Genomic DNA, 15,855 nt, shown 5'->3' with positions numbered 1-15,855 from the left:
AAAAGCGGTGATCAGGCGAGCTTGGTCAGGGCGGAAAGGTTCGCCCAGTGCAGATCCTCGATCACGTTGCGGGTCCGCGAATCACCCGAGTACTTGTACGAGCCCGATTCGAAGACCACATACGCCCGGCCACCGTAGGCCGCGATGCCCTCGCTCATGCTGGGCCCGCGGAAGCAGTGCAGCTTGGCCTTGTCCAGATCGGTGGTTCCCCTGCGGACGACGTAGATGTTGCCGCGCTTCGTGCGCCCGTACGAGGTGCTGTAGATGAAGTGCTTCCCGGTGACCAGCACACCCTGGGTCTTGGTCGGGGTCTCCCACGGTTTCTTGATCGTGGTCAGCGAACCGTTGCTGTTGATCGTGTAGGAGTACATCTTGCCGCGGCCCTTGGAGGTGAACTTCCCCGCGTAGAGCTTGCTGCCGTCGGTCGACAGGTAGGAGGCGCCGTAGACCTTGCGGGCCTTGCCCGTCTGCTTGACGTACGGGACACCCTTCTCCTTGATCGCCTTCTTCAGCGTGGAGAGCTTGTACTTGCGGACGGTCGCCCACTTCCCGGAGGCCCGGCCCGAGACGAAGGCCCAGCCCTTGGCCACCGCGATCCCGCCGACATGCGATTCCGCGATCGCGACCGTGCCGACGACCTTGTTGCGCTGCGCGGGATCCAGCGCCACGATATGCGCCTTCTGGCCCTTCTTGCCGTAGGAGGTGGCCAGGAGCAGATCCTTCTTGCCGTCCCAGTTGTTCCACGCCGCGACACCCTGCGGCGTACCGCGCTTGAGTTCCCCGCGCGGGACCGCGGGGCCGATCTTGAAGGTGGAGTCGTAGCGGTTCGATGCGGCCTTCCCGTCGTAGAACGGGCCCGTGCCACCGGTGGACTTCGTCTCGCATTTGATGGCCTTCGGCTCGGCCTGCGCGGTCGCGCTGAACCCGCCACCGAGCAGCAAGGCGCTGCCCACCGTGACAACGGCGGCCTTGCGGAGCAAAGTATTCATTGTTCTCCCGTGCTCGTCCTGAGACTTTCCACAATCGGACGTTCAGCCTATAGGGGCGGTTCCGCCGATTTTCCGACCGCCACGGGGCAACGGTACGAAACGGGCAGGCTCCGGCGGGTGAGCCCGCTCAGCCGGAGTAGATCTCGCCCAGTTCGGCGAACACGTCCTGGTTGAGCCGGAACGCGAGCTCCGCCTCGGCCACGATCGCCCGCTGCTCGGCGAGCGGCACCGGGGCGGTGTCGATCGCCTCCCGGTACCTGTCACGGAGCAGTTTCACCGTTCTGGCGCAGGAGAACTGGTAGAAGGTGCTCGCCATGCGGCCGGTGTAGCCGTAGTTGTGCGACAGCGCCCGGCGAACCAGCTGCCCTCCGGAGAGATCGCCCAGATAGCGAACGTAGTGGTGCGCGAGAAAACCGCCCGGCCAGTGCCGCACCGTCCGGTCCAGATGCGCACAGTACCTCCTGGTGGCCGGCCGGATCGCGGCACCGGACCGCTCCTGCCAGCCCTCGCCGAACAGCACGGTGAGGTCGTGCCGCAGGCGCGCGGCCCTCGGCAGCTCGGGAAACAGCATGCGCCCGGCGATCGGGTTCCCGATCCAATGGACCGCATGCTGTTCGAGGGTGCGGTAAATAGCGAAGTACTGGGCGGTGAGCGCGGCATAACCGGCCATCGGGAGCGAACCCGCGAGCAGTGCGCGCAGCAGCGGGTTCGCTTCCACATTCCGGTGCGCCTGCCTGGTCCCGGCCCGCAATCGGTCCGCCAAACCCGTTTTCGGCTCCATCCCACTCCCATCGCCTCGACAGCCAGGCAGAATTAAGGTAAGGCTACCCTTAACGACTTGGAGTGACAAGAGAAACCGGGTCCGTCACAGTGTTCAGGGGACCAGGACGAGCTTCCCCGTCGCCCGGTCCCCGGCCATGTATCGGTGCGCGGCCACGACCTCGTCCAGGCGGAAGACCCGGTCGACGTTCGGCCGGTAGGTGCCCGCCTCGACCTGGTCGATCACCCGTTGCAGCATGGCCATTCCTGCCCGCCCCTTGACATCGTCGCTGTGGAAGGCGGTCAGTTTCGTCCCGGAGGGCACCATCGCGACCGGTTCGAACTCCGGAATCACCCAGCTACCGCTGAGCATCCCGGACACACACACCACTCCGCCGCCACGGACCAGGTGCAACGAGTCCACCGTGGTGGTGGCGCCGACCAGATCGAGGACGTAATCCGGCCCCTCGGGCCAGATCGCCCGGACCGCGTCCGCCGGCGGTTCGGCGCCGGTGAGCACGTGGTCCGCCCCGCCCGCGGTCAGCGCCTCCACTTTGGCCGCCTGCCGGGTGGTCGTCGCCGTCTCGATCCCGTAGCCGGAGGCGATCGAGAGGGCGGCCATACCGACCGAGGAGGTTCCGCCGCGGATCAGCAGCCGTCCCCCGGTCCCCGGACCGGCGCCGAGCGCGTCCAGCGAGCCCTGTGCCGTCAGATACGTCTCCGGCAGCGCCCCGAGCACCGCCCAGTCCAGCTCCGCGCGGACCGGCATCAACAAGGCGTTCGGCAGCAGCGCGTACTGGGCATAGCCGCCGTCGAACTCCCGGCCCATCTCCCCCATCACCGCGGCGACGGTCGTCCCCTCGGGTGTCCCGGCGTCGGTCGAATCCACGATCACGCCGACACATTCGATACCGAGCACCCGCGGGAATCCGACGTTCGGGGAATGCCCCTGCCTGGTCATCAGCTCCGAACGGTTCAGCCCGGCCGCCTTGACCTCGACCAGGCTCCATCCCTCGCGGACCTTCGGTACCGGCAGTTCCCGGACCTCGAGCACGTCCGGTCCGCCCGCCCTGGTGCAGACCGCCGCTCGCATCGACGCGTTCGTCATGTTCCACCTCCGCGCCGAGGCTAACGGCGGGCACCGACGGAATCGGGCTCAGTGCTCGAAGAGCTGGTCGAGGCGCTCGGCGAGGACGGCCCGCGCTTCGGCGGCGGTGTAGAGGTTCTGCAACAGATGCGAGGACAGCCCGTCGGTGAGCGCGAGCAGCTCCTCCGCGGTGCGCGATGCATCGACCCGTGCGCGAACCCGGCCGTCCCGCTGTGCCTGCCGCAGCTGCGTGGCGAGGTATTCGCACAGCCGCCGGGTTCCCTCGAGCAGATAACCGGCCAGCTCGGGATGCTCCGCGCTGCGGCCGAGCCAGGTGATCAGCGCCTGCACGTAGACCCGGCTGCGCTGTTGCAGCGGTAACCGCTCGGTGAGGATGATCCGGACGACCTCACGCGGATCGCGGGGTTCGGGCAGCGCCGAGACCTTGGCGGTGATCCGGCCGCCGAACTCCTCGCCGACCCACTGCAGCGCGAACAGCAGCAATTCGTCCTTGCTGGCGAAGTAATGCTGCACCCGGCCGACCGAGACACCCGCCTCCGCGGCGATATTGCGCACGGTCACCGCCGCGAACCCGTCGCGCTCCGCGATACGCCAGAGCGCCTCGGCGAGCTGGCTGCGTCGTTCCCCGTGATCGACCTGTTTCGGCACGAAGGTGATCGTAGCAATACGAGGTATTGCATCAACCCTTCGCCACCCTTTACAGTACGACGTATTGGAAAAGGAGGTGGCTCTATGCCTACCGCGTACAACGGCGAGATCGGACTCGCCTACGAAGTGGATCCTGCCGCAGGAGAACCGATTCTGTTGCTGTGCGGTGGTTTCGTGCAGATGATCCACTGGCCGGAGGAACTGCTCGGCGGACTGCGCGAGCGGGGTTTTCAGGTCGCCCGGTTCGACAACCGGGACAACGGCCGGTCCACGCACTGTGCCGAGGGGCCGGCCTATTCGCTGCGGGACATGGCCGAGGACGCCGTCGCGGTGCTCGATGCGCTCGGCTGGTCCTCGGCGCACATTCTGGGTATCTCGCTCGGCGGCATGATCGGGCAGGTGCTCGCTGTGCACCATCCCGAGCGGGTGCGCAGCCTGTGCTCGGTCTCCTCCGCGCCCGGTGCCGGACTGCGCATCAGCCGCCCCAGACTGGGCAAGATGTTCAGGATCCTCGCCATGTCCGCGAAAAAACCCAAGACGACCGAGGACCGGATCGAGCACAGCATCGCGCTCTACCGGCTGCTCACCACGCCGCGGTATCCGGTCGATGAGCAGCGACTGCGCGCACTGTTCGCCGAAGGGGAACCCGAGGATCCCTCGGGTGGCATGCGCAACCTCGCGGCGATGAAGGCGAGCGGGGACCGGCGCGCGGAGCTGGCCGGGATCACCGCGCCCACCCTCGTCGTGCACGGCGACAAGGATCCGATGCAGTCCCCCAAAGCGGGCCGCGCCACCGCGGAAGCCATTCCCGGTGCGCGGTTGCGGTTCTTCCCCGATGTGGGGCACGCCTTCCCTGCGCAGCTGTGGCCGCAGGTGCTCGACGAACTCGACGACCTCCTCGGCGGCGCGCCACACGATTCGGCAGAACGGACAACGAGGACATGAAACCGGTGGCGCTGGTGACCGGCGGCGCCCACGGCATCGGTGCCGCGGTGGCACGCCGCTTCGCCGCGCACCAGCTCGATGTGGTGATCGCGGACATCGAGCAGGACGCGGGATCCGAACTCGGCGCCGAACTGGGAGCGATCTTCGTCCGTGCCGACGTCGCTTCGGAGTCGGACAACCGGGCCGCCGTCGACGCGGCGCTGACCGCCTTCGGCCGCCTCGACATCGTGCACCTCAACGCCGGAATCGGCGGGCCCGGCCCGATTTCGGACGGGGACTTCGATCGCGAACGCTATCGGCGCACGCTCGCGGTCGCCATCGACGGTACCGTGTTCGGTATCCGGGCGGCACTACCCGCGCTTGCCGCGAGTGGTGGCGGCGCCATCGTCGTCACCGCCAGCCTCGCCGGAATCGCGCCCGCTCCGTTCGATCCCGTCTACGCGGCAGCCAAGCACGCCGCCATCGGGCTCGTGCGTTCGATGACCCCCACGGTGGCCGAATCCGAGGTCACGCTCAACGCCGTGTGCCCCGGATTCGTGGACACGCCGATGATCGCCGAAGCACGTGCGAAACTCCTCGAATATGGGGTCACCCTCGCCGATCCCGATGAGGTCGCGGCCGCCGTGCAATCGATCGCCGCAGGCGGGGAGACCGGGCAGGCATGGAAGGTGCAGGCCGGGCAGGCACCGGCACTGGTTTCCTTTCCGGTACTCGACACCGGTTAGCCGCGGAATTCCAGTACCGTCCGGCCATCGGAGACCGGAGCCGAACGCCGCAGCACCAGGCCACGGCCGGCGGCCAGCGCGGTCAGTTCCCCGACGGTCCGTTCTCTTCCACCGAAGCACATCAGCATGAACAGGTCCATCGTGGTCTCGACCCCTTGCCCCAGAACGGGTTCGATCACCACCACGGTGCCGTCCGGCCCGGCGGCCCTGCGGCAGCCGTCCAGGATCGCGCGGGCGTTGTCATCGTCCCAGTCGTGCAGGATGTCGGAGAGCAGATACGCATCGGCCCCCGCGGGCAGCGGATCGAAGAAGCTACCGGAAACCGCACCGGCACGGTCCCCGAACCCCGCCGCGGTGAACTTCCGCTCGGCGGCCGCGGCGGTCGGCGGCAGTTCCAGTACCTGCCCGCGCACCCCGGGATGGGCGCGCAGGATCGCCGCGAGCACGGTGCCCTCGCCCCCGCCGACGTCGAGGATCCGCGGAAACCGGCCCCAGCCGAAACGTTCCGCGATCTGCGGCGCCTGCACCTGGAAGCGCCAGTTCATCTGGGCGTCGAAGGAATGCCGTAATTCCGGGTTCGCATCGAGATCCGCCCAGAATCCGCGACCGTATCGCCGCGCGTAGGCCGGTTCGCCGGTGGTGATCGTGCCGAGCAGCTCCACGAAGGCGAGCTCCGCGCGTCCGCCCGCCTGGTGGATGTCGAGCAGTGGTTTGATCCCGCCCGGCGCCTCGGCATCCAGCTGCGTACCGAGTTCGGTCGGCCGGTACCGCCCGGATTCCGCATCGAATTCGAAAACGCCGACCGTGACCAGATGATCGAGCAGGCAGCGCAGCGCGGGCTCCGCGGTCCCCGTCGCGGCGGCGAGCTCCGCGGCCGCCGCCCCCGCGTTTCCCGTTCGCTCCACCAGATGCAGCGTCGCGGCCACCCGGACAGCCATCGGGGTGGCCAGATCGGCCAGATCCCGGATACCCGGTTTCGAGGAGTTCACCGATTCAGCCTAGGACAGTGCGTCCACCGAATTCGTGGCTCAGTTCCCCGTCACGGCCCGGTTGTGGTCCAGCGCCGCGGTGATCCAGAACGCGGTGTCCTCCGCGGAGCCGAACCGGGAGAGGTCCACCTCGATCCAGCCCTTGGTCATCTCCTTGCCACGCATCATCGCCCAGTCGGCACCTTCGTGCTCGATCAGTTCCGCGGCCCGCTCGGGAGCACAGCGCAGCAGGACCCGCTCGCCGTTGAGTGCGGCGACCATTTTCTCGTGCACCATAAAGGAAAGGCCACCGAACATTCGCTGCTCGCGGACGATCTCCCCGGAGAGCGCTTCGCGAATCCGGTCGGCGACATCTTCGTCGTAGGCCATGGCGTTCCCTTTCCCGCCGAAGCATTGTCCGGGAATTGTAGGCCCGGCGAAGAGAAGCCGGAAACCTCGAACAGCGGAAGTCCTCCGGGGTAGGCTGGACGAAACGGAAGAAGATCCGTTTCTTTTGCCATACCGCACCGGAGGTCGTTCCGCATTGAGTTCCGCCGACTCGGTTCCCGCCGGGGACAAGCCTCGCCGTGCTCCGCGAACCGACGCGCGGCGCAACCGGGACAAGCTCATCCGGGCGGCGACGGCGGCGTTCGCGGCCGCCGAGGGCACCGTCCCCTTCGAGACCATCGCCCGGGAGGCCGGCGTCGGCATCGGCACGCTGTACCGGCACTTCCCCACCCGCGAGGCACTGGTGGAAGCCGTGTACTCCGCCGAACTGGACGAGGTGACCGGCAGCGTCCCGGATCTGCTGCGGCGGTTCCCACCGGAAACGGCACTGCGCGCGTGGATGGAACGCTATGCCGCCTTCGTCGCCACCAAGCGCGGCATGGCCGAAACGCTCCGCGCCGGCTGGGAATCCGGGACGATCGCCACCCCGGCCACCCGTGAACGCGTCACCGCCGCCATCGCCACGATCCTGGAAATCGGCGCCGAATCGGGCACGCTGCGCGCCGATGTCGAGCCACAGGACATCACCATGCTGCTGGTGGGCTCCCTGCTCGCCACGACCGGACCCGAGACTCGGGCACAGACCGGGCGGCTACTCGATCTCGTCATCGACGCGCTACGTCCGGACTGACCCCAGAACTCCCGCCCTTTTCAACATATAGCGCACCCGGGGACTTGCGGCAAGCCCCCGGGTACACCGCAGACTGCCCCGCATGACCAGTCGATCGATGTCTGCCGGATCCGGGCCCTTCTACCACGGCACGAAAGCCGATTTGCAACAAGGCGACTTGCTGGATCCCGGCTACCGATCCAATTACGGAGAACGGAAAACAGCCAATTTCATCTACTTCGCCGGGACCCTGGAAGCGGCCACCTGGGGAGCGGAACTCGCGCTGGGCGATGGGCCGGGCCGGATCTACCGCGTGGAGCCGACGGGCTCCTTCGAGGACGATCCGAACCTGACGGACAAGAAGTTCCCGGGCAATCCGACCCGGTCCTACCGCAGCCGGGAACCGTTGCGCGTCCTCGAGGAGATCGTGAACTGGGAGCCGCATTCCCCTGAGGTGCTGGAAGCCACGCGCGCGCATCTCGCGGAGCTCGAGCGGCTCGGCGTGGAGGCGATCAACGACTGAACGGCATCAACCGCGGCTCCGATCCGCACCGATGGCGACGCCGACAATCGAACACGGTTCGGTGCCGTGGTTGCGCCAGGCATGCCGGGTACCGTTCTGCACGACCACATCGCCCGCGCGCAGCACCGTCCGGGCGCCGTCGTCGAGTTCGAGGGTGACCTCGCCCGAGACCACCAGGACGTAGTCGATGCTGTCGGTGGTGTGCATGCCCGGCGCATCGCGCTCCATGGCGGCCAGCGCGCCCGGCATGAGCCGTTCCAGTTCGGCACGGGCCGCCGCCTCATCGAGATCGGGAGGCGGAACCAGGTCGCCCGGCGCGATGGTGTTGATCATGAAGCGCGAGCCGTCCCGGGGCGGGTAGTACGCCTCGGCGCCACGCGGCGAACCGCCGTCCGGAAACGTGGGCCGCTCATCCCTGCCCCACAGCCGATAGGCCGCGCAGCCGGGCAACAGCCCGGACGTGATCGGCTCGACGACCTGGTCATCGGCGACCCGGGACCGTCCCGCGGAGTCGTGGCCGGTGACCACCCGGCGAATGCCCATCCGAATCACCCCATCGCCAACTCAATACGGTTGCGTATTGATACGCCACCGTATCCTGCGTTCGCGGACCGGTCAATACGCGGGCGTATTCTCTTGCCCATGGTGAGCGAGTCGACCCGGTTGTCCGCCCAGGACTGGGCGCGGGCCGCACTGCAGGCGATCGCGGACGGCGGACTGGCCGCGGTCGCGGTCGAGCCACTCGCCCGGACACTCGGTGTGACCAAGGGCAGCTTCTACGCCCACTACCGCAACCGCGACGAGCTGATCGCCGCGGCACTCACCGAATGGGCGCGCGGCCACGGCGAGGCGGGCCTCGCCGAATTCGCCGCGATCACCGACCCGGCACAGCGGTTGCGCGAGCTGCTCACCGCCGTCGTGCACTCCGTCCAGCCGCTGGCACCATCGGTGCACCTGAGTCTGCTCGGCGACCGCAACGATCCCCGGGTCACCGAGGTGGTGCGCCGGGTGAACCGGGCTCGGCTGGAGCTCCTGACGCAGACCTACGGCGAACTCGGCCTGCCACCGGCCCGGGCCGCGTCCCGGGCCAGGGTCGCCTACGCGGCCATCCTCGGACTGTCGCAGCTGGCCCAAACCGATCCGGAGACCCCGCGGTCCGCGCTGCTGGCCGACGAGGCGATCGCGGCTTTCCTTCCCTCCTGAGGACCTGGCCCACGAAACCGTCTTGACGGAACGGGAGAACACCCGGCACGATGGCAGCTCGGCGCCGGTGACGCGTTCAGCTCCCGACAGCCCGTTTTCCGTTTCCGGACACATCGTCCCGGTCTTCGAATTCCCACACCGGACCATTTTCCGGTCGGCCGATCGCGCCCTCGGGGCGCACAAGAATGGAGAAACCCATGAGTATCAACCGAATCACCGATGGCGCCGAACGGGCGATCATCGAGAACCTGCTCGATCGCAACCGCGAGGCCCTGATCGAGACCGCACGCGGACTCTCCGAAACCGAGGCCCGCAGACGGCTCGTGCCGTCCCTGACGACACCGATCTCCGTACTCAAACACGCCGCGGCCGCCGAACGGATCTGGTTCCAGCGATTCTGGGCGGGACTCGAGGAATCCGAATGCGACGGATACTCGAAGCGCGACCTCGGCACCTTCACCGTCACCGAAAACGAGACCCTGGCCGAGGTGATCGCCGAATTCGAACGGGCAAGCGGGCGCTCGCGGGAGATCGCCGCCCGCTTCGCCCTCGACGACACCGTGGACATCCCGGCGGAGGGAACCGTCAGCATGCGCTGGACGCTGCTCGCCATGACCGAGGAATTCGCCCGGCACGCGGGGCACGGCGACATCCTGCGCGAACAGATCCAGGCCGGTTACGGACAATCCGTGCCGTAGTTCCGATAGCCGGGATGCACGCCCGGGGTGAGCCCGAGGTGATCGGCGATGCGCGTGAGCAGACCGTGCAGTTCGACGCGTTCCGCCTCGGTCAGGGGCGCGGTGAGATCCCGCTCGTGCTCGGCGGCGACCGTGCGAACCTCGCCCAGCAGCCCGGCACCCTCCTCGGTGAGGTGCAAGGCATTGTGCCGCCGGTCCTCCGGATTGCGGCGACGTTCGATCGCGCCGCGCTGCTCCAGATCATCCAGCAACGCGACGAGGCGGGTCGCTGCGGTGTCCAGTTTCGCGGCGAGCGCCTGCTGACTCAGCCCCGGCTCACGGTCGATCGCGAACAGCAACCCACTGTGCGCCGGGGTCAACTCGATACCGCCGATGCGCTGACCATAACGCTGCGCGGCCCTCGCCCCGATCTGCGTGAGCAGGAATGCATTGCCGTGTCCGCGCGGTTTCCGCGCCTTCTCGTTCGCCCGCACGACCGAATAGTATCACTTGACAAACCATTACATGCGATAAATCATTATCGCGTGGAACTAACCACGATCAGTGCGGTGACCAGCCCGGTACGGGCCCTCTACGGCGAACTCGCTGCCGGATACTCGGGCGCGGGGCGGCTCGAACGGGCCTGCTACCGGATCGCGGCGGCACTCGTCCTGCTCGGCCTGCTGCACCTGCTCGCGCAAGCGGTGCTCGGCGGCCCCTGGACCGGACCGGTCTCCTGGCGCAAACCCGCGGAGTTCGGCCTCGCCTTCGGCGCGACACTGTTCGCCGTCACCGCGGCGAGCACCCGGATCGCCCCGTCCGCACGCTCACGCGCTCCGGCACTCGGCCTTTTCGCGACGGCCTGCGTCGTCGAAGTCCTCGCGATCACCATCCAGGCATGGCGCAGCGTCCCCTCACACTTCAACACCACGACCCCGGTCGACAGCGTATTCGCCATGGCGGCGGCCTTCGGTGGTGGCGTGATCGTGCTCAGCATCCTCGCGCTGACCATCGCCGCCATCCGCAAACCGGTGCCGTTCGACACCCGCGCCACCAGAATCGCCGTGCTGTGCGGGTTCTTCAGCCTCATCCTCGCCCTGCTGATCGGCGCCGCGATGATCGCTATCGGCGAACGGACCATGTTCACCGTCTCGCTCGAGGCCGCCTACTGGGCCGCCACCGTCCTCGTTCCCGCGCACGCCGTCGCCATGCAGGGCATCCTCGTCCTCCCCGCACTCGCCTGGCTGACCACGCACACCGGCTGGAGCGCGCCGCGGCGCACCCGGATCGTCATCCTCGGCAGTACCGGTTATCTCCTGTGCACGGCCGTGGTCGTCATCGAAGCCGCGTTCGGCATCGAACCGACCCGATTCGGCACGGCCCCGATCGCCGCGAGCGCCCTCGCACTGCTCGGACTGCTCACCCTGGTCGCCACCGGGATCGTCACGATCCACGCCGTGTTCACGAGACAGCGGCCCAGCTGAGCCGAACGGCATCGATCGTGGCCGCACCGCCGCGGAACAGTGTGGTGATCACCGGAGCAGACTCGCATCGAGCTTCGTGGCACCGGCACCCAGGCGAGGTTCGCACGGAGGATCGGCGGGGCGTCGATCATGCCGAGGTGACGTCTCGTGCATGCACCCCGCCGGTCCGGCGGCAGCGCAGGTAGCCACAAGTGGTGATGCCGAGAAACACGGGCCACAGTGGCGCCACCAGATAACAGGCCCGGCACAGGGCCGCCCAGGCAGTAAACGGTGCACCCGCGAAGGGATCGACACTACTCCAATGCAGCGCACCGGCGAGGCACAGGAACGCCAGGACGACCACACCGGCCAACGCGACCCCGGCAACCAGTGCCACGGGTACCCGGGAACGCCGCGCGACGGGACTCCAGCGAGGAATTCGATCCCCGTCGGGGTGCGCCAGAGCCAGCGTCGACAGTGCCGCAACCAGCTCCAGCAGCGAGAGCACGAGCACGTAGACGGTGCCGCTTCCGGGAATATGCTGAGCTGCCCGCCAGGACACCGGCGTGCCGAGCGGTGCACCGAGTCCGACAACCGCACGCCAGAGCACCGTCGGCGCGGCGGCACCCACGGCCAGCCAAGCACATACCCACATCCAACGCGGTCGTTGCGCCGCCGTTGCGGTCAGGTCAGGCACTTCAATTCCCCCGGTTCCCACGACAGTGGCCAGTGAACGCGCCACCGGACGCGGCCCGAAGCCCCGTCAGGAGAGCGAGCTGACCGCATCGACCGCACGCTTGGCCGCCGCGAGCGACGCGCCAGTCGCCTCGCGGTAGACCTTGATCGCTTTGATCTTCTTGCCTTCCGCGGCCAGTCGGCGAACCTCGGCGGGAACGTCCGGCGCCGCATGCGCCTCGAGTTCCTCGGGCCCGACACCCAGCTGTCCGGCGAGGTAGGCGACCTGCGCCTCCAAGCGAACAATTCGAGCGTCTTGTCGTGCGTTCGGAAACAGGTTCAGCATCAACGACTCCTTGCCGCCCTCGCGGGCCTCCCACGCTCCATCCGGCGACGTCAGACCGATCCGGGGCCACTCGCCGCGTGCGCCGGGAAACCGGTCGCGAACCGGGGCATCGCGGTCGACCGGCTCGCCGGTCGGTACCCCCTGGTCGAACGTGGAGCCGGCCAGGGGAATCGAACCCCTAACCTCCTGTTTACAAGACAGGTGCTCTGCCGATTGAGCTAGGCCGGCGTGGCCGCAGTGACCGGCGGCCAGGCTCATCGTAGCCGGTGGGTGTGGTCCTGGTGTGGTGCGGTGGACGTGCGGTACGCCCGCCGTGCACGATTACGGGGAGACCAGGGGCGACAATGATTGTGAGGTATGTGGTGCCGCCAACGGACCGGGGGAAGCCGGAGCGTGATCCGCTCGCCGAGCACGCGGTGACGGACGAGCATCGCGCGGCGGCCGCCCGGGAACGGGAGCGTTCGCAGTCGCGGACGAAGTTCTTCACGCCGGTATCGGACAACCCGGCGTCGAACGCACCCGCGCCGGACCGACCGGCGTCGAACACACCCACAGCGAACTACCCGGCCTCGAACGCACCGGGCTCGAACGCACCGGGCTCGAACCACCCGACGGCGACCGGTCCGGCCTCGGGCAGTCCGGTACCGGAACCGCCGGGCTCGCAGGCGTCGACGGAGCGGGTGGCGCCGCCCGGGAGGCAGCATTCGCGGCCGAAACCGGATCGGCCGAAGCAGGACCGCCCACACCGCAGGGTTCCGGGCCTCCGCAGGGCGCGCCAGGGCACGGATTCGGGGCTCCGCCCGGCGACCCCGATCGCGGACAACGCGACCTACGGTCCGGAGCTTCCCGGCGAATCGCAGGTGCAGCTGGTGCTGGATCTGGCACTGCGCATCGGCGAGGTGAAGATGGCCTGCGGCGCGGGCGCTGCGGACACGACCGAGGCGATCTACTCGGTGACGGAGGCCTACGGTCTGCCGCACTGCGAGGTGGACGTGATCTTCTCGTCGATCACGGTCTCGGTGCACCGCGGTTCGGATGTGAACCCGATCACGGCGGTGCGCCTGGTGCGCGCGCGGGGCAGTGACTACACGCGCCTGGAGGCGACCGACCAGCTGCTGCAGCGGATCATCAACGGCAACGGGAAGTTCCGGCCGTACGAGGCGTCCACGGAGCTGGAGCGGATCACGAAGGCGCGGCATCCGTATCCGCGCTGGGTGGCCACGCTCGCCTGGGCGGGGATGGCGGCCTCGATCGCGATCCTGATCAACGGGACCCCGATGGTGGCGGTGGTGACCGCGGTGATCTCGGCGGTGATCGACCGGCTGGGGCGGTTCCTGAACAAGCGGGCGCTGCCGAGCTTCTTCCAGCAGCTGGTGGGCGGCCTGCTCGCCACGTTCCTCGCCCTTGTGGTGGTGCACTTCGGCGACACACTGTTCGGCGGGAACGATTCCTCGCTGGTGATCGGTGCGGCGATCACGGTATTGCTCTCCGGCCTCTCCGTGGTGCAGACCGTGCAGGACGCGGTGACCGGCTATTACGTGACGGCGGCAGGACGGACGATCGAAATCGCGCTGATCTCGGCCGGGCTGATCGCCGGCGTGGTGATCGCGGTGAAGATCGCCGCGGTGGTCGGTATCACCGAGGGAGACATGGACCCGCCGAAGACGACCTCGGTGCAACAGGTCCCGTTGCTGATGCTCGCGGGCGCTGCCGCCGCGGCGTTCTACGCGCTGGCCAGCTATGCGCGCACCCGCACGCTGCTGGTCTCGGCGGCCGCGGGGGCACTCGGTGGCGCGGCCTACGGTGCATTGCTGGCTACCGCGTCGAGCCCGATCATCGCCTCGGCGGCCGCGGCGGTGGTGATCGGCTTCGCGGGCGGGCTGCTCACCAGGCGGCTGCGCATTCCCCCGGTGATCGTGGCGGTCGCCGGTCTCACCCCGCTGCTCCCCGGTTTCTCCACCTACCGGGCGCTGTACGGGCTGGTGAACAGCAGCAAGAACCCGCAGCAGATCCTCGACGGCGGGGTGAATCTCGTGGTCGCGGTCACGATCGCGCTCGCGCTGGGCGCCGGGGTGGTGCTCGGCCAGTTCCTCGCGCACCCGGTGCGCAGGCGGCTCGGGCGCTGGCAGCGGCAGTTCCTCAGTCCCCATTCGGCGGCCCGGCTCAAGCGGCCGGAGTGAGTCGACCGTCACTTGTCGTAGCTACACACCGCGATGGTGAGTGGTTAATGTGGGGGCAAAGCCCAAGGAGGAACCTCACCGTGGCCGCCGCACCTGGGAAAGCCGAATTCATCGTCGTCGCCAACCGCCTTCCCGTGGACCTGGAACGGTTACCCGACGGTTCGCAGCGGTGGAAGCACAGCCCGGGCGGACTGGTGAGCGCGCTGGCGCCGTTCCTGCGCAATCAGCACGGCGCCTGGGTCGGCTGGCCGGGGGTCTCGGATGTCGAGGTGGACCCGTTCACCGAGGACGGGCTGCTGCTCTACCCGGTCACGCTCAGCGCCGATGAGTACCGCGACTACTACGAGGGCTTCTCCAACGCCACACTCTGGCCGCTCTATCACGATGTCGTGGTGCGCCCGGTGTTCGACCGGAGCTGGTGGGACGCCTATGTCCGGGTGAACCGCCGGTTCGCCGAGCACGTCGCCGAGATCGCGAGCACCGGTGCGACAGTGTGGGTGCAGGACTATCAGCTCCAGCTGGTCCCGCAACTGCTCCGTGAACTGCGCCCGGACCTGCGGATCGGCTTCTTCCTGCACATCCCGTTTCCCCCGGTCGAACTGTTCATGCAGCTGCCGTGGCGCACCGAGATCGTGCGCGGGCTGCTCGGCGCCGATCTGGTCGGGTTCCACCTGCCCGGCGGGGCGCGCAATTTTCTGTGGCTGGCCCGCCAGCTGGTCGGCCTCGAACCGACCCGGACCGCGGTCGGGGTGCGCAACCGGCCGGGCGCGGTGCAGATGGGCGACCGCACCGTACGGGTCGGCGCGTTCCCGATCTCCATCGACGCGGGCGGCCTGGACACGCTCGCCAAGACCGAGCGGGTGCGCAAGCGGGCCGCCCAGCTCCGCGATGACCTCGGCAAACCGAAGAAGGTGCTGCTCGGGGTTGACCGGCTGGACTACACCAAGGGCATCGACGTACGGCTGCACGCGCTGCACGAGATGATCGACGAGGGCACCGTCGACCCGGCCGATGTGGTCATGGTGCAGCTGGCCACGCCCTCGCGCGAGCGGGTCGAACACTACGTGCGGATGCGCGCGGACATCGAACAGCAGGTCGGCCGGATGAACGGGGAGTTCGCCAGGGTCGGTCACCCCGTCGTGCACTACCTGCACCAGTCGGTGGACCGCGAGGAACTGGCCGCCTTCTTCTCCGCGGCCGACGTCATGGTGGTCACCCCGATGCGGGACGGGATGAACCTGGTGTGCAAGGAGTACGTCGCCTGCCGCCACGATCTCGGCGGCGCGCTGGTGCTCTCCGAGTTCACCGGCGCGGCCGCCGAACTGAGCAGTGCCTTCCTGGTGAACCCGCACGATCTGGACGGGGTGAAGAACGCCCTGCGCACCGCGCTCGAACTGGACCCCACGGACGGGCGGCGGCGGATGCGCGCGCTGCGCAGGCAGGTGCTCACCCATGACGTGGACCGGTGGGCGCGCTCGTTCCTCACCGCGCTCGGCGGGGACGGTTAGCGGGCGTCGGACAACTCTCGT

At 68.4% G+C, this 15,855-nt stretch carries 19 protein-coding genes and 1 tRNA gene; 9 read left to right on the top strand and 11 right to left on the bottom strand.

Annotation, left to right across the window (positions count from 1 at the left end):
• Nucleotides 1-11: 11 nt before the first annotated feature.
• The 4 genes from A37U_RS0108680 to A37U_RS51355 all read right to left on the bottom strand — a co-directional run bounded on the left by A37U_RS0108680 (nt 12) and on the right by A37U_RS51355 (nt 3,504).
• The gene (locus A37U_RS0108680) at nt 12-989 is read right to left on the bottom strand and encodes a hypothetical protein (RefSeq protein ID WP_020496235.1); all 978 of its coding nucleotides are present in this window, start codon (nt 987-989) and stop codon (nt 12-14) included.
• 127 nt (nt 990-1,116) lie between these two features.
• The gene (locus A37U_RS0108675) at nt 1,117-1,770 is read right to left on the bottom strand and encodes a biliverdin-producing heme oxygenase (RefSeq protein WP_020496234.1); all 654 of its coding nucleotides are present in this window, start codon (nt 1,768-1,770) and stop codon (nt 1,117-1,119) included.
• 93 nt (nt 1,771-1,863) lie between these two features.
• On the bottom strand, nt 1,864-2,856 hold the full coding sequence (locus A37U_RS0108670; protein ID WP_020496233.1) for a zinc-binding dehydrogenase: 993 nt from the start codon (nt 2,854-2,856) through the stop codon (nt 1,864-1,866).
• Nucleotides 2,857-2,904: 48 nt separating this feature from the next.
• A complete protein-coding gene (locus tag A37U_RS51355; protein WP_020496232.1) occupies nt 2,905-3,504 on the bottom strand; it encodes a TetR/AcrR family transcriptional regulator in 600 nt (199 codons plus the stop codon).
• Nucleotides 3,505-3,588: 84 nt separating this feature from the next.
• On the opposite strand from A37U_RS51355, the gene A37U_RS42870 reads away from it, so the two are divergent.
• Together A37U_RS42870 and A37U_RS0108655 are read left to right on the top strand one after the other, a co-directional pair.
• Complete coding sequence (locus A37U_RS42870; RefSeq protein WP_020496231.1) at nt 3,589-4,449, top strand: alpha/beta fold hydrolase; 861 nt, start codon at nt 3,589-3,591, stop codon at nt 4,447-4,449.
• On the top strand, nt 4,446-5,174 hold the full coding sequence (locus A37U_RS0108655) for an SDR family NAD(P)-dependent oxidoreductase (RefSeq protein ID WP_020496230.1): 729 nt from the start codon (nt 4,446-4,448) through the stop codon (nt 5,172-5,174). Before A37U_RS42870 ends, A37U_RS0108655 begins: the two co-directional genes overlap by 4 nt.
• On the opposite strand, the gene A37U_RS0108650 is transcribed toward A37U_RS0108655, so the two are convergent.
• A complete protein-coding gene (locus tag A37U_RS0108650) occupies nt 5,171-6,163 on the bottom strand; it encodes a methyltransferase (protein WP_020496229.1) in 993 nt (330 codons plus the stop codon). The genes A37U_RS0108655 and A37U_RS0108650 overlap by 4 nt on opposite strands.
• A 39-nt stretch (nt 6,164-6,202) precedes the next feature.
• Nucleotides 6,203-6,532: a TfoX/Sxy family protein gene (locus A37U_RS0108645; protein ID WP_020496228.1), complete on the bottom strand. Its 330-nt coding sequence runs from the start codon at nt 6,530-6,532 to the stop codon at nt 6,203-6,205.
• A 154-nt stretch (nt 6,533-6,686) separates the two neighbouring features.
• On the opposite strand from A37U_RS0108645, the gene A37U_RS0108640 reads away from it, so the two are divergent.
• Both A37U_RS0108640 and arr read left to right on the top strand, forming a co-directional pair.
• Entirely contained in the window at nt 6,687-7,280 is a 594-nt protein-coding gene (locus A37U_RS0108640) for a TetR/AcrR family transcriptional regulator (protein ID WP_020496227.1), read from the top strand.
• An 82-nt stretch (nt 7,281-7,362) separates the two neighbouring features.
• Nucleotides 7,363-7,782, top strand: coding sequence for an NAD(+)--rifampin ADP-ribosyltransferase (arr, locus tag A37U_RS0108635; protein WP_026197002.1), 420 nt, complete (start codon nt 7,363-7,365; stop codon nt 7,780-7,782).
• Nucleotides 7,783-7,788: 6 nt separating this feature from the next.
• On the opposite strand, the gene A37U_RS0108630 is transcribed toward arr, so the two are convergent.
• Nucleotides 7,789-8,325, bottom strand: coding sequence for a cupin domain-containing protein (locus A37U_RS0108630; RefSeq protein WP_020496225.1), 537 nt, complete (start codon nt 8,323-8,325; stop codon nt 7,789-7,791).
• Between the two features lie 99 nt (nt 8,326-8,424).
• On the opposite strand from A37U_RS0108630, the gene A37U_RS0108625 reads away from it, so the two are divergent.
• Complete coding sequence (locus A37U_RS0108625) at nt 8,425-8,985, top strand: TetR/AcrR family transcriptional regulator (RefSeq protein ID WP_020496224.1); 561 nt, start codon at nt 8,425-8,427, stop codon at nt 8,983-8,985.
• A gap of 197 nt (nt 8,986-9,182) precedes the next feature.
• Nucleotides 9,183-9,683, top strand: a complete 501-nt coding sequence (locus A37U_RS0108615; protein ID WP_020496222.1) for a DinB family protein — start codon at nt 9,183-9,185, stop codon at nt 9,681-9,683.
• On the opposite strand, the gene A37U_RS0108610 is transcribed toward A37U_RS0108615, so the two are convergent.
• Nucleotides 9,662-10,156: a MarR family winged helix-turn-helix transcriptional regulator gene (locus A37U_RS0108610; protein WP_020496221.1), complete on the bottom strand. Its 495-nt coding sequence runs from the start codon at nt 10,154-10,156 to the stop codon at nt 9,662-9,664. The two genes, A37U_RS0108615 and A37U_RS0108610, sit on opposite strands and share 22 nt — an antisense overlap.
• Before the next feature lie 51 nt (nt 10,157-10,207).
• Here A37U_RS0108610 and A37U_RS42865 point away from each other — a divergent pair, with 51 nt between their 5' ends.
• Entirely contained in the window at nt 10,208-11,146 is a 939-nt protein-coding gene (locus A37U_RS42865) for a hypothetical protein (protein WP_157182695.1), read from the top strand.
• A 127-nt stretch (nt 11,147-11,273) separates the two neighbouring features.
• Here the strand turns inward: A37U_RS42865 and A37U_RS48175 are convergent, their stop codons facing one another.
• The 3 genes from A37U_RS48175 to A37U_RS0108590 all read right to left on the bottom strand — a co-directional run bounded on the left by A37U_RS48175 (nt 11,274) and on the right by A37U_RS0108590 (nt 12,374).
• Entirely contained in the window at nt 11,274-11,780 is a 507-nt protein-coding gene (locus A37U_RS48175; RefSeq protein ID WP_157182694.1) for a hypothetical protein, read from the bottom strand.
• A gap of 108 nt (nt 11,781-11,888) precedes the next feature.
• A complete protein-coding gene (locus tag A37U_RS0108595) occupies nt 11,889-12,146 on the bottom strand; it encodes a hypothetical protein (protein WP_026197001.1) in 258 nt (85 codons plus the stop codon).
• 152 nt (nt 12,147-12,298) lie between these two features.
• A tRNA-Thr gene (locus A37U_RS0108590) sits at nt 12,299-12,374 on the bottom strand.
• Between the two features lie 116 nt (nt 12,375-12,490).
• On the opposite strand from A37U_RS0108590, the gene A37U_RS0108585 reads away from it, so the two are divergent.
• Nucleotides 12,491-14,326: a threonine/serine exporter family protein gene (locus A37U_RS0108585; protein ID WP_157182693.1), complete on the top strand. Its 1,836-nt coding sequence runs from the start codon at nt 12,491-12,493 to the stop codon at nt 14,324-14,326.
• Between the two features lie 47 nt (nt 14,327-14,373).
• On the top strand, nt 14,374-15,834 hold the full coding sequence (locus A37U_RS0108580) for an alpha,alpha-trehalose-phosphate synthase (UDP-forming) (RefSeq protein ID WP_051111588.1): 1,461 nt from the start codon (nt 14,374-14,376) through the stop codon (nt 15,832-15,834).
• The last annotated feature ends 21 nt before the right edge of the window (nt 15,835-15,855 follow it).

Source organism: Sciscionella marina DSM 45152, from assembly GCF_000379465.1.
GTDB lineage: Bacteria > Actinomycetota > Actinomycetes > Mycobacteriales > Pseudonocardiaceae > Sciscionella > Sciscionella marina.
Note: the sequence above shows the minus strand (reverse complement) of the source record. Positions and strands in the feature narration are given on the sequence as shown.

Excerpts from the sequence above, each read along its gene's own strand:
- A37U_RS0108680 (WP_020496235.1), bottom strand. The coding sequence starts at position 989 with ATGAATACTTTGCTCCGCAAGGCCGCCGTTGTCACGGTGGGCAGCGCC.
- A37U_RS0108675 (WP_020496234.1), bottom strand. The coding sequence starts at position 1,770 with ATGGAGCCGAAAACGGGTTTGGCGGACCGATTGCGGGCCGGGACCAGG.
- A37U_RS0108670 (WP_020496233.1), bottom strand. The coding sequence starts at position 2,856 with ATGACGAACGCGTCGATGCGAGCGGCGGTCTGCACCAGGGCGGGCGGA.
- A37U_RS42870 (WP_020496231.1), top strand. The coding sequence starts at position 3,589 with ATGCCTACCGCGTACAACGGCGAGATCGGACTCGCCTACGAAGTGGAT.
- A37U_RS0108655 (WP_020496230.1), top strand. The coding sequence starts at position 4,446 with ATGAAACCGGTGGCGCTGGTGACCGGCGGCGCCCACGGCATCGGTGCC.
- A37U_RS0108645 (WP_020496228.1), bottom strand. The coding sequence starts at position 6,532 with ATGGCCTACGACGAAGATGTCGCCGACCGGATTCGCGAAGCGCTCTCC.
- arr (WP_026197002.1), top strand. The coding sequence starts at position 7,363 with ATGACCAGTCGATCGATGTCTGCCGGATCCGGGCCCTTCTACCACGGC.
- A37U_RS0108630 (WP_020496225.1), bottom strand. The coding sequence starts at position 8,325 with ATGGGCATTCGCCGGGTGGTCACCGGCCACGACTCCGCGGGACGGTCC.
- A37U_RS0108625 (WP_020496224.1), top strand. The coding sequence starts at position 8,425 with ATGGTGAGCGAGTCGACCCGGTTGTCCGCCCAGGACTGGGCGCGGGCC.
- A37U_RS0108615 (WP_020496222.1), top strand. The coding sequence starts at position 9,183 with ATGAGTATCAACCGAATCACCGATGGCGCCGAACGGGCGATCATCGAG.
- A37U_RS48175 (WP_157182694.1), bottom strand. The coding sequence starts at position 11,780 with ATGTGGGTATGTGCTTGGCTGGCCGTGGGTGCCGCCGCGCCGACGGTG.
- A37U_RS0108595 (WP_026197001.1), bottom strand. The coding sequence starts at position 12,146 with ATGCTGAACCTGTTTCCGAACGCACGACAAGACGCTCGAATTGTTCGC.
- A37U_RS0108585 (WP_157182693.1), top strand. The coding sequence starts at position 12,491 with ATGATTGTGAGGTATGTGGTGCCGCCAACGGACCGGGGGAAGCCGGAG.
- A37U_RS0108580 (WP_051111588.1), top strand. The coding sequence starts at position 14,374 with ATGTGGGGGCAAAGCCCAAGGAGGAACCTCACCGTGGCCGCCGCACCT.